The 14784-nt window shown below is 47.0% G+C and carries 14 protein-coding genes and 2 pseudogenes; 6 read left to right on the top strand and 10 right to left on the bottom strand.

The features are described 5' to 3' along the window. Nucleotides 1-276 precede the first annotated feature (276 nt). A complete protein-coding gene (locus O1V66_RS10085; RefSeq protein ID WP_045046544.1) occupies nt 277-1455 on the top strand; it encodes a M20 aminoacylase family protein in 1179 nt (392 codons plus the stop codon). A 17-nt stretch (nt 1456-1472) separates the two neighbouring features. On the opposite strand, the gene O1V66_RS10090 is transcribed toward O1V66_RS10085, so the two are convergent. Beyond that, nucleotides 1473-2171 carry an extensin-like domain-containing protein gene (locus O1V66_RS10090; RefSeq protein WP_045046543.1) on the bottom strand — a complete coding sequence of 233 codons (699 nt, stop codon included), beginning with the start codon at nt 2169-2171 and terminating at the stop codon, nt 1473-1475. Between the two features lie 83 nt (nt 2172-2254). Here O1V66_RS10090 and O1V66_RS10095 point away from each other — a divergent pair. Then, nucleotides 2255-2976 (top strand): annotated as a pseudogene (locus O1V66_RS10095) (Type 1 glutamine amidotransferase-like domain-containing protein). Here O1V66_RS10095 and idi read toward each other — a convergent pair. The 3 genes from idi to O1V66_RS10110 all read right to left on the bottom strand — a co-directional run bounded on the left by idi (nt 2939) and on the right by O1V66_RS10110 (nt 4362). Beyond that, nucleotides 2939-3496, bottom strand: a complete 558-nt coding sequence (gene idi, locus O1V66_RS10100; RefSeq protein WP_045046541.1) for an isopentenyl-diphosphate Delta-isomerase — start codon at nt 3494-3496, stop codon at nt 2939-2941. The pseudogene O1V66_RS10095 and the gene idi sit on opposite strands and share 38 nt — an antisense overlap. Nucleotides 3497-3500: 4 nt before the next feature. Next, nucleotides 3501-3959, bottom strand: coding sequence for a hypothetical protein (locus tag O1V66_RS10105; RefSeq protein WP_269128297.1), 459 nt, complete (start codon nt 3957-3959; stop codon nt 3501-3503). 100 nt (nt 3960-4059) lie between these two features. After that, nucleotides 4060-4362: a hypothetical protein gene (locus O1V66_RS10110; RefSeq protein WP_269128298.1), complete on the bottom strand. Its 303-nt coding sequence runs from the start codon at nt 4360-4362 to the stop codon at nt 4060-4062. A 776-nt stretch (nt 4363-5138) separates the two neighbouring features. On the opposite strand from O1V66_RS10110, the gene O1V66_RS10115 reads away from it, so the two are divergent. Then, nucleotides 5139-5384 carry a biofilm development regulator YmgB/AriR family protein gene (locus O1V66_RS10115; protein ID WP_045046538.1) on the top strand — a complete coding sequence of 82 codons (246 nt, stop codon included), beginning with the start codon at nt 5139-5141 and terminating at the stop codon, nt 5382-5384. 409 nt (nt 5385-5793) lie between these two features. Here the strand turns inward: O1V66_RS10115 and O1V66_RS10120 are convergent, their stop codons facing one another. Together O1V66_RS10120 and O1V66_RS10125 are read right to left on the bottom strand one after the other, a co-directional pair. After that, the gene (locus O1V66_RS10120) at nt 5794-6051 is read right to left on the bottom strand and encodes a biofilm development regulator YmgB/AriR family protein (RefSeq protein WP_045046537.1); all 258 of its coding nucleotides are present in this window, start codon (nt 6049-6051) and stop codon (nt 5794-5796) included. Between the two features lie 692 nt (nt 6052-6743). After that, a protein-coding gene (locus O1V66_RS10125; RefSeq protein WP_414058460.1) for an IS3 family transposase occupies nt 6744-7918 on the bottom strand; the annotation gives its coding sequence in 2 pieces (ribosomal slippage) (nt 6744-7672 and nt 7672-7918; 1176 coding nt in all). 293 nt (nt 7919-8211) lie between these two features. On the opposite strand from O1V66_RS10125, the gene O1V66_RS10130 reads away from it, so the two are divergent. The 3 genes and pseudogenes from O1V66_RS10130 to O1V66_RS10140 all read left to right on the top strand — a co-directional run bounded on the left by O1V66_RS10130 (nt 8212) and on the right by O1V66_RS10140 (nt 11814). After that, nucleotides 8212-8997, top strand: a complete 786-nt coding sequence (locus O1V66_RS10130) for a DEAD/DEAH box helicase family protein (protein ID WP_269128299.1) — start codon at nt 8212-8214, stop codon at nt 8995-8997. Next, nucleotides 8985-10406 carry a Z1 domain-containing protein gene (locus tag O1V66_RS10135; RefSeq protein ID WP_269128300.1) on the top strand — a complete coding sequence of 474 codons (1422 nt, stop codon included), beginning with the start codon at nt 8985-8987 and terminating at the stop codon, nt 10404-10406. Before O1V66_RS10130 ends, O1V66_RS10135 begins: the two co-directional genes overlap by 13 nt. Before the next feature lie 371 nt (nt 10407-10777). Beyond that, a pseudogene (locus O1V66_RS10140) lies at nt 10778-11814 on the top strand (phage integrase). A gap of 455 nt (nt 11815-12269) precedes the next feature. Here O1V66_RS10140 and O1V66_RS10145 read toward each other — a convergent pair. The 4 genes from O1V66_RS10145 to ftnA form a co-directional block, all read right to left on the bottom strand. Continuing rightward, nucleotides 12270-12605 (bottom strand): YebY family protein, encoded by a 336-nt coding sequence (locus O1V66_RS10145; protein WP_045046533.1) that lies wholly within the window; start codon nt 12603-12605, stop codon nt 12270-12272. A 55-nt stretch (nt 12606-12660) separates the two neighbouring features. After that, nucleotides 12661-13545, bottom strand: a complete 885-nt coding sequence (gene copD, locus O1V66_RS10150; RefSeq protein WP_045046532.1) for a copper homeostasis membrane protein CopD — start codon at nt 13543-13545, stop codon at nt 12661-12663. 3 nt (nt 13546-13548) lie between these two features. Then, nucleotides 13549-13932 (bottom strand): CopC domain-containing protein YobA, encoded by a 384-nt coding sequence (gene yobA / locus O1V66_RS10155; protein WP_082050949.1) that lies wholly within the window; start codon nt 13930-13932, stop codon nt 13549-13551. A 224-nt stretch (nt 13933-14156) separates the two neighbouring features. Continuing rightward, nucleotides 14157-14663: a non-heme ferritin gene (ftnA, locus tag O1V66_RS10160; protein WP_045046531.1), complete on the bottom strand. Its 507-nt coding sequence runs from the start codon at nt 14661-14663 to the stop codon at nt 14157-14159. Between the last annotated feature and the right edge of the window lie 121 nt (nt 14664-14784).

Consider the following 14784-nt stretch of genomic DNA (forward strand, 5'->3'; position numbering starts at 1 on the left):
AGTGTGTAGAAAATCGACTTTTTACCACGCATGACCTCAAAGCGCTGCATAAAGTGTCTTCGAATCGCGTCTCACTCCCCCACAGGCTGCGCCCAGCGGCGCTTTTTGCAAAATTCTTCTCTCTATTTTATAGCAGATCCAGGGGGATTCTCCCTTCTGCCCTTGCGGGTCTTCTGCCGCTTGCCACACGCCAAAAGACATTGCATTCTGTGTGTTACATCACGTTGACTCGGCAATGCCGGGTTCATCTTCTCCAAAAGAGACAGACAATTCGCCATGAATAATAAAAATCTTTGCACACTTGCTGACGTAGCCGACCTTGAACCCGGCCTGCGTGAGATTCGCCAACACCTGCACCAACATCCCGAGCTTTCAAACGAAGAAGCCAACACGGCCGAACTGGTTGCCGGCAAACTTCACGCGCTGGGTTTTGAAGTGTCGACCGGCGTAGGCGGCTTCGGCGTAGTCGGCTCGCTGAAAGTCGGCAATGGTACGCGCAGCATCGGTATTCGTGCCGACATGGACGCCCTGCCGATAACCGAACTCACCGGCCTCGACTATGCCAGCCAGACGCCCGGCAAAATGCACGCCTGCGGTCACGACGGCCACACGGCCATGCTGCTGGGTGCGGCGGAACAACTGGCTCGCAGCCGTAATTTCTCCGGTACCGTGCATCTTATTTTCCAGCCTGCCGAAGAGATTGGGTTCAACAGCGGCGCCGAGCGCATGCTGGCGGAAGGCCTGTTTGACCGTTTCCCTTGCGATGCCGTCTATGGCCTGCACAATCATCCGGGTTATCCGGTCGGTAAGATGATGTTCCGTCCGGGTCCGTTTATGGCGGCCTGCGATACCGTTAACATCACTATCCACGGCAAAGGCGGTCATGCGGCGCGCCCTCATATGACCGTCGACCCGATTCTGGTTGCCAGCAGCTTGGTCGTAGCGCTGCAAACGGTCATCTCGCGCAATATTGACCCTAATGAGACTGCCGTGATTACCATTGGTTCCCTGCATTCCGGCCATGCGGCGAACGTTATCCCGGATACCGCGCGCCTCGAAATGAGCGTGCGTTCGTTTGACAAAGGCGTGCGCAAGATTCTCGAAGAGCGCATCACCTCTCTGGTGACCCGCCATGCCGAGGGCTATGGCGCTACGGCCGAGATTGACTATGTGCCCGGTTATCCGGTGCTGGTGAATCATCATCAGGAGACGGAATTCGCCACGAAGGTCGCGCAGGAACTGCTGGGCGAAGAGAATGTGGTAGCCGACCTGCCGCCGATTTCCGGCAGCGAAGATTTTGCCTATTTCCTGCAACAGAAACCGGGCTGCTTCCTGCGTCTAGGCAATGGCGACAGCGCCGTGCTGCACAATCCTGCCTATAACTTCAACGACGACAGCCTGCCGTTTGGTGTCGCCTACTGGACCCGTCTGGTTGAGCGTTATCTGGCCGAATAATCGCCCATGAATGCCGACTAGCGGCAGAAACCAAACCAGCGCATGCCGAGATGAAAATGATTGGCGTGCGCTGCGTTGTAGTCCGGTCCGATAATGTTGCCAAAAAACGGACACCCTTCGCTGAAGACGTCATGCAGGAAGGTTGAGGTCTTGTCCTCTCTTTTCCATCCTCCGGCGACCGTGACATTTTCCCCGCCCGTCATTCTGAATCCCGAAACATCCAGCGCATCTGCCGTGGCGTGCTCGCTAATCCGCCCCTCAGCCCGATGATAAACATTGCGACAGGCAAAACTGCCGAGATGATCGATGCGTATCAGCCTCTGATTCATGACGCGCTCAGCCACCGGAGCCGCCGCCTGCGCCACAAACATCGTCGTGCTTACCGCCAGCGGGCAGCTCGCCAGAAAGCTTGAGCTGAGCGACACCTTGCCAAAATTCTGTACGCGCACCGCATCGGTTAATGGACATTGCCCGCGAGTATTGCCTACGCTTTGAAAATTCAGCAGGCCATCGGCTTTGGCGCGTTCAAGCACGGCCAGACAGGCAGCCGGATTTTTACTTAATCTTTTGAGTTTATATTGGGTAATCAGTCCGGGCGGATCGCTCACGGAAAGCGGGGTAAAAGGATTGTACTGCGGGGGAAGCTGGCTTTGCAGCCACGGATAAACCGCAAAACCTGCAACCAGCACAACCAACGCGAAGAGGATATAACGCATACCCTTTGCTCCTCTAGCGACGATAACATTCCGAATTTTCTATTATAGTGAAGGATATGCGATTTACTTAAAAAGAGGTCAAGATGGAAGCCAACTCTGAAAATACCGGTATCAAGCAGGCCAACATTGTTGCCATCGGCGGAGAAACATCGGCAGATTTGCAGCAAATTACCCCTATTGACAGCTACATCCTGTCCTTAACCCAAAAGGAAGATCCGCAGATTCTTTATATTTCTACCGCAAGCGGCGACGTACCGGAGAGAATCGAGCAATTCGAACGCAAGTTCACCTCGGCGGGGCACAAAGTTAGTGTGCTGTCGCTGTTCCGCACGCCTTATCATACCGTGAAGGAAATAGACGAGCTTATCTCTCAGGCGGATGTAATTTTCGTTGCGGGGGAAACACGCGCGCCATGATGGCCGTCTGGCGCGAGTTCTCCATCGACCAGCAGCTGAAATCTGCCCTGCGCCACGGGGCCGTGCTCTGCGGGTCCAGTGCCGGCGCTATCTGCTGGTTCGATTTGGGGCATTCGGATTCGGGCGGAGGGTATTCGTTGATTCCGGGTCTGGGCTTGCTGACCGGCGTCATGTGCCCTCACTTTGGTTCAGAGGAAGGCAGAGAGGAGTCGTTTGTCAACTTGCTGAAAGAGCAAAGTATTATGCAAGCCTATGCCGCCGACGATGGCGTTGCGTTGCATTTTCGCGATGGCAGGCTGCATAAGATTGTCCGCACCGACGCGGCCAAGGACGGCAAAACGCTGGTTTCGGTCAATGAGGGAGACAACGCTGCGCCCAGCCCTGAATAACCGGCTGGCCGAAATGGGCCAGAATGACCTTGAACCACGCGGTAAAATCCTGAGGGGCTTGTTCGACGGCAGTGAAGACATCGGCGACCGATATCCACTGCCACCCTTCCGCCTCTTCCGGATTCAAGACCGGCGCGGCATCGAATACGCCCATAAATGTATGATTATATTCATGTTCAACCAACCCGTCAGACACCTCGACCCGATAAAGGATCCGATCAACTTCCGTCAATGTGCAGGTGAATCCCATCTCCTCGTAAAGTCGACGGGTCGCCGCCTGCGCATTGTCTTCATCGGGCCGTGGATGGCCGCAGCACGAGTTGGTCCACAACCCGCCCGAGTGGTATTTCCCGCTCGCCCGTTGCTGCAACATTAATTGTCCCTGACGGTTGAACACGAACACTGAAAACGCGCGATGCAACTTTCCCTGAAGATGCACCTGCAATTTAGGACCCGTGCCAACGCGGTTATCCTGCTCATCGACCAGGATCAGCGTTTCTTCTTGCTCAATCAGGGACATCACTTTATTTGATTCTCGTCAGGCTATAACGGTGCAATGAATTCAACGCCGTCTCAAAGGTTTGCGGGGTGCCGTCAAGTTCGATGGTCATGGCTTTATCCAATGGCGTGATGGCACAGGAAAACTTCACTTTCAGCGTGTGAATCCCATTCGGGATATACAGGTCGGCGTACTGATTTTTCTGCAAACCGGCAGCTTCCTTTTCATCGACATAAACGATGAGCGGACAGCTTTCATCAAGAATCGACCCCGAGATTTGAGGTTTACGATGAACGCGCACTTTGGTGGTATCAGGTTTGCTGGTGCTGTAAGCCTGTAAAACCTGCTGAGTTGGCTCGTAAGGGCCGGCAGAACATCCGGCCATAACCAGCGCGGCACAAATCAGGATGATTTTTTCACGTTTGGGTCTCCGCGAAGAACACGAGAAGGTTCTATCGCCAACATAGCGATACAAAGTTCTCACGGCTAACGTGGCAGAGTCGTTGAAAAGCTTGAATCGGCGATATCTGATTTCGACCTGCACGGGCATCTATCGACACGCGTGCAGGGAATCTTGAAGGCCCTTAATATAACGGAAGTTGATATTTTAAAATTCTCTTATGGTGCGTTGGCCATAATATTTTCCGACAGGAATTCGACGTGCCCACCAATGTGAAAGTGATGCTGCTCGAAAGAGTCGCGCCCAACCGGATCAACCTTGGTGATTTCCCCACATAGTCGTTATCCCGGACTTCAACGATCTTCGCCTCGAGGTGATAACTCACAGGCGGATTTCCCACAGGAAAAGTCACCAGCGCCACGCCGTCACCCAGCGTGAATCGCGTAATCAATTTCATCGGTGCCTGTTCAAAAATTGCATCGCTCATTTTTAGTTCCTTTTTGATGAGAAGGTTGCTTAAACATAACTGTCTTATGCAGTTTGTTAACAATCACCCTTTCAGCTTAGAACATCAAAAGACAATTATTTGCGGCGAGTCCCGATATTCTGAAAAAGTTACGCATCATAATGCGCTGAAACATTCGCTGCACGTTAAGCATACAGAATGATAAAGGGGTAGTTTGAGTGTGCAGAAAAAATGAGGCAGAAGTGTAAAAGCATTGGTGAACGTAAATATCCTGGGTTTTAAAAACGCACTCAAGAATCACAGCTAAGAAAAATCCGAATCATTGATTTTACGGCGATTATTTAACCGGCCATTTTTGCCGTGGCGTTTTTAGCTGACTAGAATACCCGTCGCAATAGACATTTAACGTGTTCGAGACGTTGTACAAGGGTGAAAAAGTTACCTGTAAATAATCTGTACAGCGAGAATGTCCGAGTAACACAAATTTGGATTAAAAACGAATCAAATCGGGCATAAAGTGCTGTTAAACAGCCAGTTACATCAATCATCACCCGTAAAATGTTTATTTTGCATACAACTAAAAAGCGAATCCCCATGCTTGCTTATAACTAAAATGCAAAAAAATCCCACGAACGCACAAATAGTTCATTTAAAAGTTGTACAACCTCGGGTTTTTGTATAAGTTTATTGCAGCTCTACTGGAGCTTGTAACGAAGATGCTTTGCATTGCCACTGAGGATGCCACGTTGATTTCCATCCTCAGTGGTATTTTTTTGACTACCTTTTAGGGTTATAAAATGTCGCAAATGAATTTTGTAGAATTTGAAAAGACCCGCTTTACTGCACACTCCTTTCAAAGTGAATTAGACGTTATCCAGGACATTAAAATAGAGTTAGCAACAAAGGGTCGCCTGGTAACAAACAAAGCCATTATGATTAAACTGATCTCGATGCTGGAGACTGAGTCTGACGTGGTTAAACTGGATATCTACCGTAACGCTCTCGAAGCCGTCGTGTTTCGCACCCCTGACGATTTAGTCTAATCGGTTCCCATCACAAGGCAGCCATATCCGGGCCTTGTGGTGAACTTTTCCTCTAAAAAAATCTCCCTTTGGTTTCTCTTCGCATCGGTAATACCTTACGTCCCCTTTCCCCTCTCTTTATTGTTCAATTAATACGCAATGTAGGTTATTTCCCACGCTGTGCATTAACGGCGCATAAATTCTTAATAACAAGGCAGGCACATCGTCGTGTGATTCGTCGATTTGCGTTTAAGCAGATGGGCAACTTTTACTCTTTTATTGTGTGAAAGTAATGGTTGAGTGAAAGGAATAGTCGAGCGGATTTTTTATGCGAAGGGATAACCCCATAAAAAAGCCTCCGAATGATTCAGAGGCAAAATAGCTTGCAGACAGCTAACTTCCTTGTTTTGAGACACTAACACCTAATAAATCAGGACTCTATGTCATCCGGCGTATGATCGACCACAATCTCCAGCGCCTGACGATAAACATCGAGCTTCATGGGATCTGATTCGGTTTCCAGCTTTTCGATAAGCCCGAGAATAATGTCTTTGTTGGTCACAAACTTTTTATTACCGTAGAGCGAATTATAGATTGAGGAGATTGCCTCAATCTCATTATTTGAATGAGTCTCAGAGCCTTTGAGATATTCAGTTATTTTGGTTTCAGTACTCGCGGTACGCAACATTTTAACTCCCTAGCCCAGAAATTGTCAGAGTTTGGATGCGATGAAAAACATTGCTAAACAAGCAAAATCATCAATCAAATAATCAAATTTGGAAAAAAAGACCTCTGAAAGTTTAGTTCCGTAATTCCTTCAGAGGCGGCGCAAAGCACCTTCGTTACGTGTGACTAACTGTCACGCCATAAAGTTATACAAGAAACTGCACCTTGTACAACTTTATGCAGAGTTTTTTGTGTGGTCGGAGGTCAATGGATTGTTAATTAATTAAGTGACTATTGATTTTATTACGTTTTTATAAAATTAGAAGGATTCTTAAATCATAAAATTTGACTTAGGAATCAGCTTAGAAAGTTGTACAAGCCTACCCGCCAGAGACTCATTAACAGCTACGATGGGGCCGAGGTTGTACAGGTTCGACGAACCTACTTTTAGGAGGATGAAGGGGATTTAGGGAAAATGTGCTGACAGGAGGAAACACTGTCCTGGAATGGAGGTAACCCCATCACAAAGCATGATCAATCAAGTCTAATCAATCAGGTTTACAGCAAAAACCCACTGGCTGGCCTCTCCATGTCAACAGATATAAACACGCCTAATGCTGAGTGGAGAAATTGGTTGGCTATTCAAGTTTGAGTCATAGCAAGGTAGTTAAATATATAGAATCATGACACTTAATGTTAAGACCCACGTAGTGGTCAACTAAAACTGGCCACGTCTTTAGAGTTTTTCCAGAACAATCGTTCTGATTCATTCGGCGTCAGACCTCCATTATATTGATGAGGTCTGAGCTGGCTATAATATCCCGTGATGTAATTTGTTATCGCTGTGCTGGCTTCGCTAAAATTTACGTAACCATTATCCGGCACCCACTCTGTTTTCAGGCTTCTGAAAAACCGTTCCATTGGGCTGTTATCCCAGCAATTTCCCCGGCGACTCAGGCTTTGCTTTATCTGATATCTCCACAGTAACTGTCTGAAATTCCTGCTGGTATAGTGACTGCCTTGATCCGAGTGATACAGTAAATTAGCCGGTTTCCCCCGTGCTTCCCAGGCCATCGACAGGGCTTTACCTGTCAGTGCTGAATCAGGGAAAAATGACATAGCCCAGCCAACCGGTTTACGGGAAAACAAATCGAGTACAACAGCCAGATAAGCCCAGCGTTTTCCCGTCCAGATATAAGTCACATCACCGCACCAAGCCTGATTAGGCTCGGTAACAGCAAACTGGCGATCCAGATAATTAGGGATCTCAATATGTTCTTTAGACGCCTTCTTATAACGATGGCCAGGTTGCTGACAACTGATAATATTGAGCGCTTTCATCAGCTTTGTTGCCCGCCAGCGGCTCAGTTTTATACCTTTGGTGGTGACCATTGCGGCAATGCTTCGCGCTCCTGCTGAACCGTTACTTTCGCGATAAACTTCACGCATAAGGCTCAGTAAAGCCACTCTCGTGGCGTCAGGATTCCTAGGCTGCCGCCAGTATTTATAACTGCTGCGATGAACCCCAAACACGTTGCACACAACGGCAACAGGAAACCGCGCCCTGAGTTTCTCAACTAATGAGAACTGTTCAGAGAGTCTGACATCAAGAGCGCGGTAGCCTTTTTTAATATATCCCTTTACATTTCAACGCGTTGAAGTCTTTTCTTCAACTCACGTATCTCAATCTGCTCGGGTGTCATGGGTGACGCTACGGGTGATTTTCCCGCTCGCTCTTCTTTCATTTGTCGAACCCATTTGTCCATCGTGGATTTGCCGACATTCATCGCAGTGGCAGCGGCGGCAACGGTGTAGTGCTGATCGAGTACAAGCTGGGCAGCTTCGAGGCGAAACTCGGGGCTAAAATTGCGTCTGTTACGTCCGGTCATAATGTCACCTGTTTTGACTATGAGGTGATGATATCACCTCTATTCAGGTGGCCAAATTCACTATGCCACTACAAGTCCCCTACCCCGCTGATGCGGGGTTTGTTTTTTAGAAGGTCAATAGATTAAAAGTTAAGTACTATGAGCTCATCTGATAAAGGACACAATTTTTCTCGCAGAATGTGGATAGGTTATGAGTCGTACCAGGTAATCGCAATTTTTTAGCATTTTTCCGAAATATGTATTAATTTTAATTTCACTATTATTGTGAAAATAAAAATACATAAGGAAAAATAATGAAAACCATTGACAGAGAAGGTTTTTTCTATACGGAATTCAGAAAATCTAACGTTACTTTTAGCCAAGATACCTTTACTTGTGCTGAAGAAACAATTTCATCACTATTGAACACTTCGACAACATCAGAACATCCTGGCATGCTACTTGGTAAAGTTCAAAGTGGTAAGACACGCACCTTTATAAGCATACTAGCATTAGCCTTCGACAATAGTTTCGATTTCGCTATTGTTCTCACCAAAAATTCCAAGGCACTGACCCAACAGACTTATAAGCGACTCCGTAAAGATTTTGAGATGTTTGTTGATGACCATGAACTAGAAATCTATGACATAATGAGCGCTCCAAAGTCATTTGGTAAGTTTGAGCTTGATTCTAAGATGATATTTATTGCCAAAAAGCAAGATGACAACCTACGAAACTTGATTGATTTATTCCAAAATCACCCCCAAATGGCTGAAAAACGCGTACTTATTATAGATGATGAGGCGGATAGTGCATCTATAGGATACTCAAAAGAAGGAGATGTCATAAAAGCAAACAAGATTGCATCGAAGATTAGCGAACTTCGCTCACTTATATCCAAAGTTTCTTTTCTCCAAGTTACCGCAACACCTTATTCACTTTATCTTCAACCAACTGAGGTTGAAGTTAGTAATGTCCTTGAATTTAAGCCCACGCGACCAGCTTTCACTAAATTAGTACCCGTACCAGCTGAGTATGTAGGGGGGACACTTATTTCGGTGAGCTTTCAAGTCGTAATGATGAAACGTTGGAAAGCTTAATCTACCATCGTGTAGATCATCGTGAATTTGATCGGCTAAAAAAGCAAGATGGCCGTGCTTTCAAGCTAGAAAATGCTCTAGAGAGCCCGAAAATTAAGGGGTATCGCACAGCTCTAATCACTTTTATAGTCGGTGGGTGTATTCTGTCGATAAAAGGTGTAATAGCAAAAATTAATGCTAAGAAACTACGTTATTCTTTTCTCCTGCATTCAGAGGCAGGTAGGGATTCCCACGATTGGCAAGAGAAATTGACAGTTGAGCTAGTAAGCCAACTTAAAAAATCCGCTGAAGACGGCAGTGATATATTTCACAAGCTGATAAAAACCTCGTATGACGACTTATATCAGTCGTTAATTTTGGACCATAAGCCAGTACCGACACTTGACGAGGTTTGCACCGCAGTTCTTAAGGCTCTAAACGATGATCATATAACAATCACCAAAGTAAATTCGGAAGAAAACGTCATCAACATGCTTGATGACACAGGCCAACTTAAACTCCGCAGCCCGCTTAATGTATTTTTAGGAGGACAAGTCCTTGATCGCGGAATAACCTTAGCAAACCTAATTGGTTTTTATTATGGTCGCCGTCCCCAAAAGTTTCAGCAAGATACTGTGCTACAACACTCACGAATGTACGGTTATAGACGTGCAGAACTGGCAGTAACACGTTTTTACACGTCCCAGTCAATCCATGCCACAATGAAACAGATGGAAGAATTTGATTCAACGTTACGTGAAGCTATTGAAACTGGCGGCGATAAAACTGTACAGTTTATTCGCAAAGCTAAGGACGGTACTATCGTGCCATGCAGCCCAAACAAAATATTGGTATCCACAACTCAAACTTTACGCCCCTTTAAACGCATTCTTCCGATAGGCTTCCAAACTGGTTATCGTACTGGTGCTAATGGTATTGAGAAAGTAATTGAAAAGATCGATTCTGAGGTAGAGAAACTCATAGGATTTAATGCAGATGAGCCAGTACTTATCTCACTACAAGAAGGCCAAGATTTATTAAGTCAGATAGAGACAACTCTAATTTTCGAAGACGAAGAAGACGCGCATCCGTTTAACTGGGAGGGCGCACGAGCTGCACTTGCTCACTTAAGTGCCCAAAATACACAAAAGGACCAGCGTGGCAAGATTTGGCTTTGGGCGGCTAACGGACGTAATTCAGCACGTTTAGCAAGCATGACATCACATGCAAAATTCATTGAAACTCCAGATTCAGAGAAAACTGAAGGTAAGCTTGCAAAAGCATATGCAATAGATCACCCAATTCTGTTTTTACTACGTCAGGAGGGAAAAGCAAAAAATGAATGGAGAGATACTCCTTTCTATTGGCCAATAATACGTGCCCAGGCCAATACACCAACAGCTATATTTGCGTCAGAGACTATTGACTAACTCATATTAGTGCAGTCTATGAACATTCAATAATTACTAACATTACGAAAATATTATATACAGAAATAACTTGGTGTAATGACCCTTTATCTTGTTACATCAAGTTTGACTGGAACTATTGTGTTACTGACAGTTTTAAAGCTTGGTATATGATGTTACCTAGTAGCATTAGTATGATTATTAAGCATGGGAGAAGGTATTTTTCCTGGAATACATTGCTAGTTTAGTAATAGGATTCAACGAGAGAGCAAACTAGGGCTCGAATGTTCCCCAATACCCAAGCATTGGTTTAAAACAACTAAAACAAACATTGAACACTGTTTTTATATACAGTTTTTTGCGTCTTTTGATTTCAAAAGCGCAGAATGACTATGGGCCTTAAAAAGCTTGCGGACGGAAAATGGCAGTGTGATTTCTACCTCAATGGCCGTGGTTCTAAGCGGGTTCGTAAAACCTTTATAACCCGTGGGGAAGCCATCAATTACGAAAAATTTATGATGGCTGAAATTGAGTCTAAACCGTGGCTGGGCGAAAAAGACGACCAACGTCACCTCAGTGAGCTAATCGACCTCTGGTACAAACTGCACGGCTGTTCACTCAACGACAAGAAAGGCCGCCTCGGCAAACTGCATATAATTTGTCGCGGTCTGGGCGATCAGGTTGCTAATACTCTGACGGCAAAAGATTGAGCGCACTATCGCGATTGCCGGCTGCGTGGCGAGATTGAAAACGGCTATAAGACCAGCACAAAGTCCCTCAAAGTCTCGATTGCGACCGTAAACTGTGAACATGCGTTTATACGTGCGGTGTTTAATGAGTTAGTCCGACTAGGTGAGATCAGCTACCCTAACCCGCTGAAAAGCGTCCGTGAGTTCGTTGTGCCAGAAAAAGAGATGGCCTGGCTGACCGATGAACAGTTAACCCGCCTGATGCGCGCCTGTCGCGGACACGCAAACCCTGACCTCACTTTAATCGTTAAGATATGTCTGAGCACCGGCTCGCGCTGGAACGAAGCCGCCAAGCTTAAAGCCTCGCAGCTTTCACCAGGGAAGATCACCTTTATTAAAACTAAAGGTAAGAAAAACCGCACAATACCTATTAGCCAGACGCTTTACGATGAGTTAATAGCCCGCAAGGGCAAGCTCTTTGACGAATGCTACCGTCAGTTTTATCGCGTGCTCAAGATTGCAAAAATAGAATTACCTGAAGGCCAGATGAGCCACGTCTTGCAGCATACTTTCGCCAGTCATTTTATGATGTCGGGGGAAACATAATTGTACTACAGCATATTATTGGTCATTCCGATATTCGCGTAACGATGCGTTATGCGCATTTCGCACCAGACCATTTAGAGGACGCAATTAATTTCAACCCTCTGCAAAGGCTGAATTCACTGACTACAAATTGACTACGAGGGGTATACACAGGGGTACAGGGTAGAACAGGACACTCCATAAGTGACTGATTTTCATGTAAGTGGCTGTTTTAAAAAACCTAAAAAAAAGACCGAGTACGATTCCTATACTCGGTCTAGGGAAATGGCTCTTGGGAGAGAGCCGTGCGCTAAAAGTTGGCATTGATGCAGGCGTTTAAGCCTTACACCTTAAAGCGTAGACGAGGCTTATGGGTTTACCAGCGGGTTTGTCATCAAGTGATAATAACTTGGGGAAATGAGTTTAGATTTGTGAGCGGATTCGCAAAACGTGGTGGATTATTAATGAATAAAGGCCGAATAAGAGACGAAAAGTCGGGAACAAGCCAACAGGTCTTATCATCCTGACATGATTACACTGCGAAACTCATCAGTCATTTGAATGATAAATCATTAATAGAGGCCAACGGCGTCAGCCTCGGGAAATCAGATTAGCACAGCGTTTTGGCGCGTTCGATAAAGGGAGCGAGACTCATCTTGTGACCGGGGTTTTGAGGGTCATCGAGCTGAATCGTGCTCAACGGCAAGGCGCTGAACTTGCCCTCTTTGACCATCTGAGTCGCGACGTCATTAAGGGGATACTGCGCCAGGGTGCTGTCGTTGATTACAAACAGAGCATTGCCCGGACGGCATTGCAGCATCACTTCTTCGCGGGTAAACGCCCACGCCTTGCCAAACTGCAAACGGCTGACAGTAATAACTTGTGGCGCCGCAAAACTGCTGGCAGACAGAGTGAGTAACAGGCACCCAAGCAGTGTTTTTTTCATGACTCTTCCTCGTTTAACTTTCCAAAATCAATCTTGACGCAAATTGCCGACATCATTAATTGGGCGACAGGGTAGCAAAAAGGCTGACCAGCGCAATCACCAGCAGTGCTAAAGCAAATTCGAACCAGCAAACGGCAATCATGCGCCGCTGCGCATTGTGCGGATCACGCGCCAGCTGCGGCACCAGCCGATAGCGATTATACACGGCGACGGCGACCATCAGCAGCACCAATCCCGCCTTGACGACCAGCAGCAATTCATAAGGTGAATGTGTATTGGTCGGCCAACGGCCCAAAATCATGGCACTATTGATAACACCAGTGAGTACCACCAGCGCCACGGCAAAATGGCCGAGCGTGGAGAATCGCAACAGGGTGACAATCGCCGCAGGTCGCGTGCCGGGCTGATGAGTGAAGGCCATACAGGTCAACAGCGGGACAAGGCTGCCAAACCAGTAGGCAGCGCTGATTAGGTGCACTGCATGATTGATGCGTTGCAGGGACCCGCGCAGCCCGTCGTGCATGGCAGCATGACCAATCCACGCCTGACCGACGAGCAGTCCGCCGCTCAGCGCTATCACCAGCAGATAGCGGCCGGGTAAGCCGTCAATCAGCAACAGCAGCAAGGCAAACACGGCCATCAGCATATGCCAGCGCCAAACCTCGCCGAAGGCAGTAGTGAGCACCAGCAACCAGACGTTGAGGTTGGAGATATCGGCCCAGCCATTACCCATCACGCCGGCCTGCACCGCCAGCATCAGTACGGCAGTGAATGCCGAGATGCTGGCCGATACGAGGATTAAGGTCTGATTTTTACGCGCCAGAATCGCCGAAAAACCGTCCGGCGACAGCAGGCGGGTAAAAACGCAGGCACCAAACAGTTGCATCACCGACACGAAATGCACAAAGCGGCATAAGACAAACAGTGACGCCAGACTCATGGGCTACTTCACGCTAAAGCTGTATTTACCCTGCGTCTTGTGGCCGTCAACGGAAACTACGTGCCAGGAAACGACATAATTTCCGGAAACCAGAGGCGTCGGCAAGGTTATCAGCACCTGCGTATTGTCATTGGTCGCGAGCTTGAAATCACCGGTTTTAACCGGTTTATTGTTCGGCCCGGTCAACTCCACCTTGCTGAAGCTGGGTTCAACGCCTTCGCTGAAGCCGAGCGTCAATTCGGTCGGCGCGGTGGCAACCTGACTGTCGGCAGACGGTGTTTCGGTCTTGAGGTGTGCGTGGGCAAGCGCCTGTTGTGAAATCAAACCTGCGGCTAAAACACAGGCAATACTGAAACTCCGTGAACGCATCAGTTTTTTAATCGACACAATTTATCCTTGGCTAGCTGAACATGAAAAATGCACGCGCAACTTTAGCGCAATCTGCCGTCCGGATCTGTGAAAATTATTGGCTTAAGATAATCGTAAGATGCAATTGCACGGATCCCGCACAAAAAGTTCAGAGAGGAGAGAGGAGTAATGACATGAATAATAAGCTTAAAAAAAACGCAGAGTCGTGTGAACAACCCTGCGTGTATGTTTTTCTTTAACGCTTAGACAGGAGTGGATTGCCCAACCATGCCTTTAAGATCTTTATCGACGAAGAACAGACCATTACCGGTATTGCTGACCAGACCCAGTTTGTCGAGAACCAGTTTAAACAGCGTCTCTTCTTCATGCTGCTCGGCAACGTACCATTGCAGGAAGTTGAAGGTTGAGTAATCTTTGGTGGTCATCGCCAAATCGGCAAGCTTGTTGATTTCTTCAGTGATCAGTTGCTCATGCTTGTAAGCCAGATTGAAAACGTCAGAAAGCGAAACAAAGTCGGCGCGCGGCGCTTCAATGGTGCCCAGCAGCGGCAATGCGCCCGTGTCGCTTACGTATTTGAACAGGCGATGCATGTGGTCCATCTCTTCACGAGAGTGTTCCATCAGGAACGCAGCCGCACCTTCAAACCCTTTATCGCTACACCAGGCACTCATCTGCAAATACAAGTTGGCGGAATAGAATTCAAGATTCAGCTGGGCGTTAAGCTGTTTTACCATATCTTCTTTAAGCATGATGAGTCTCCAGAATTTAAATAAATAAATTTCTTTATTAGTGCGAATCGTTATTTCCGAGCATTATGCCCAACTCACCTTCAAATAAAAAGCCTTGTTTTGATTAATATCATGAAAATCA

Origin of the sequence: Rouxiella chamberiensis, from assembly GCF_026967475.1 — a bacterium.
Lineage (GTDB): Bacteria > Pseudomonadota > Gammaproteobacteria > Enterobacterales > Enterobacteriaceae > Rouxiella > Rouxiella chamberiensis.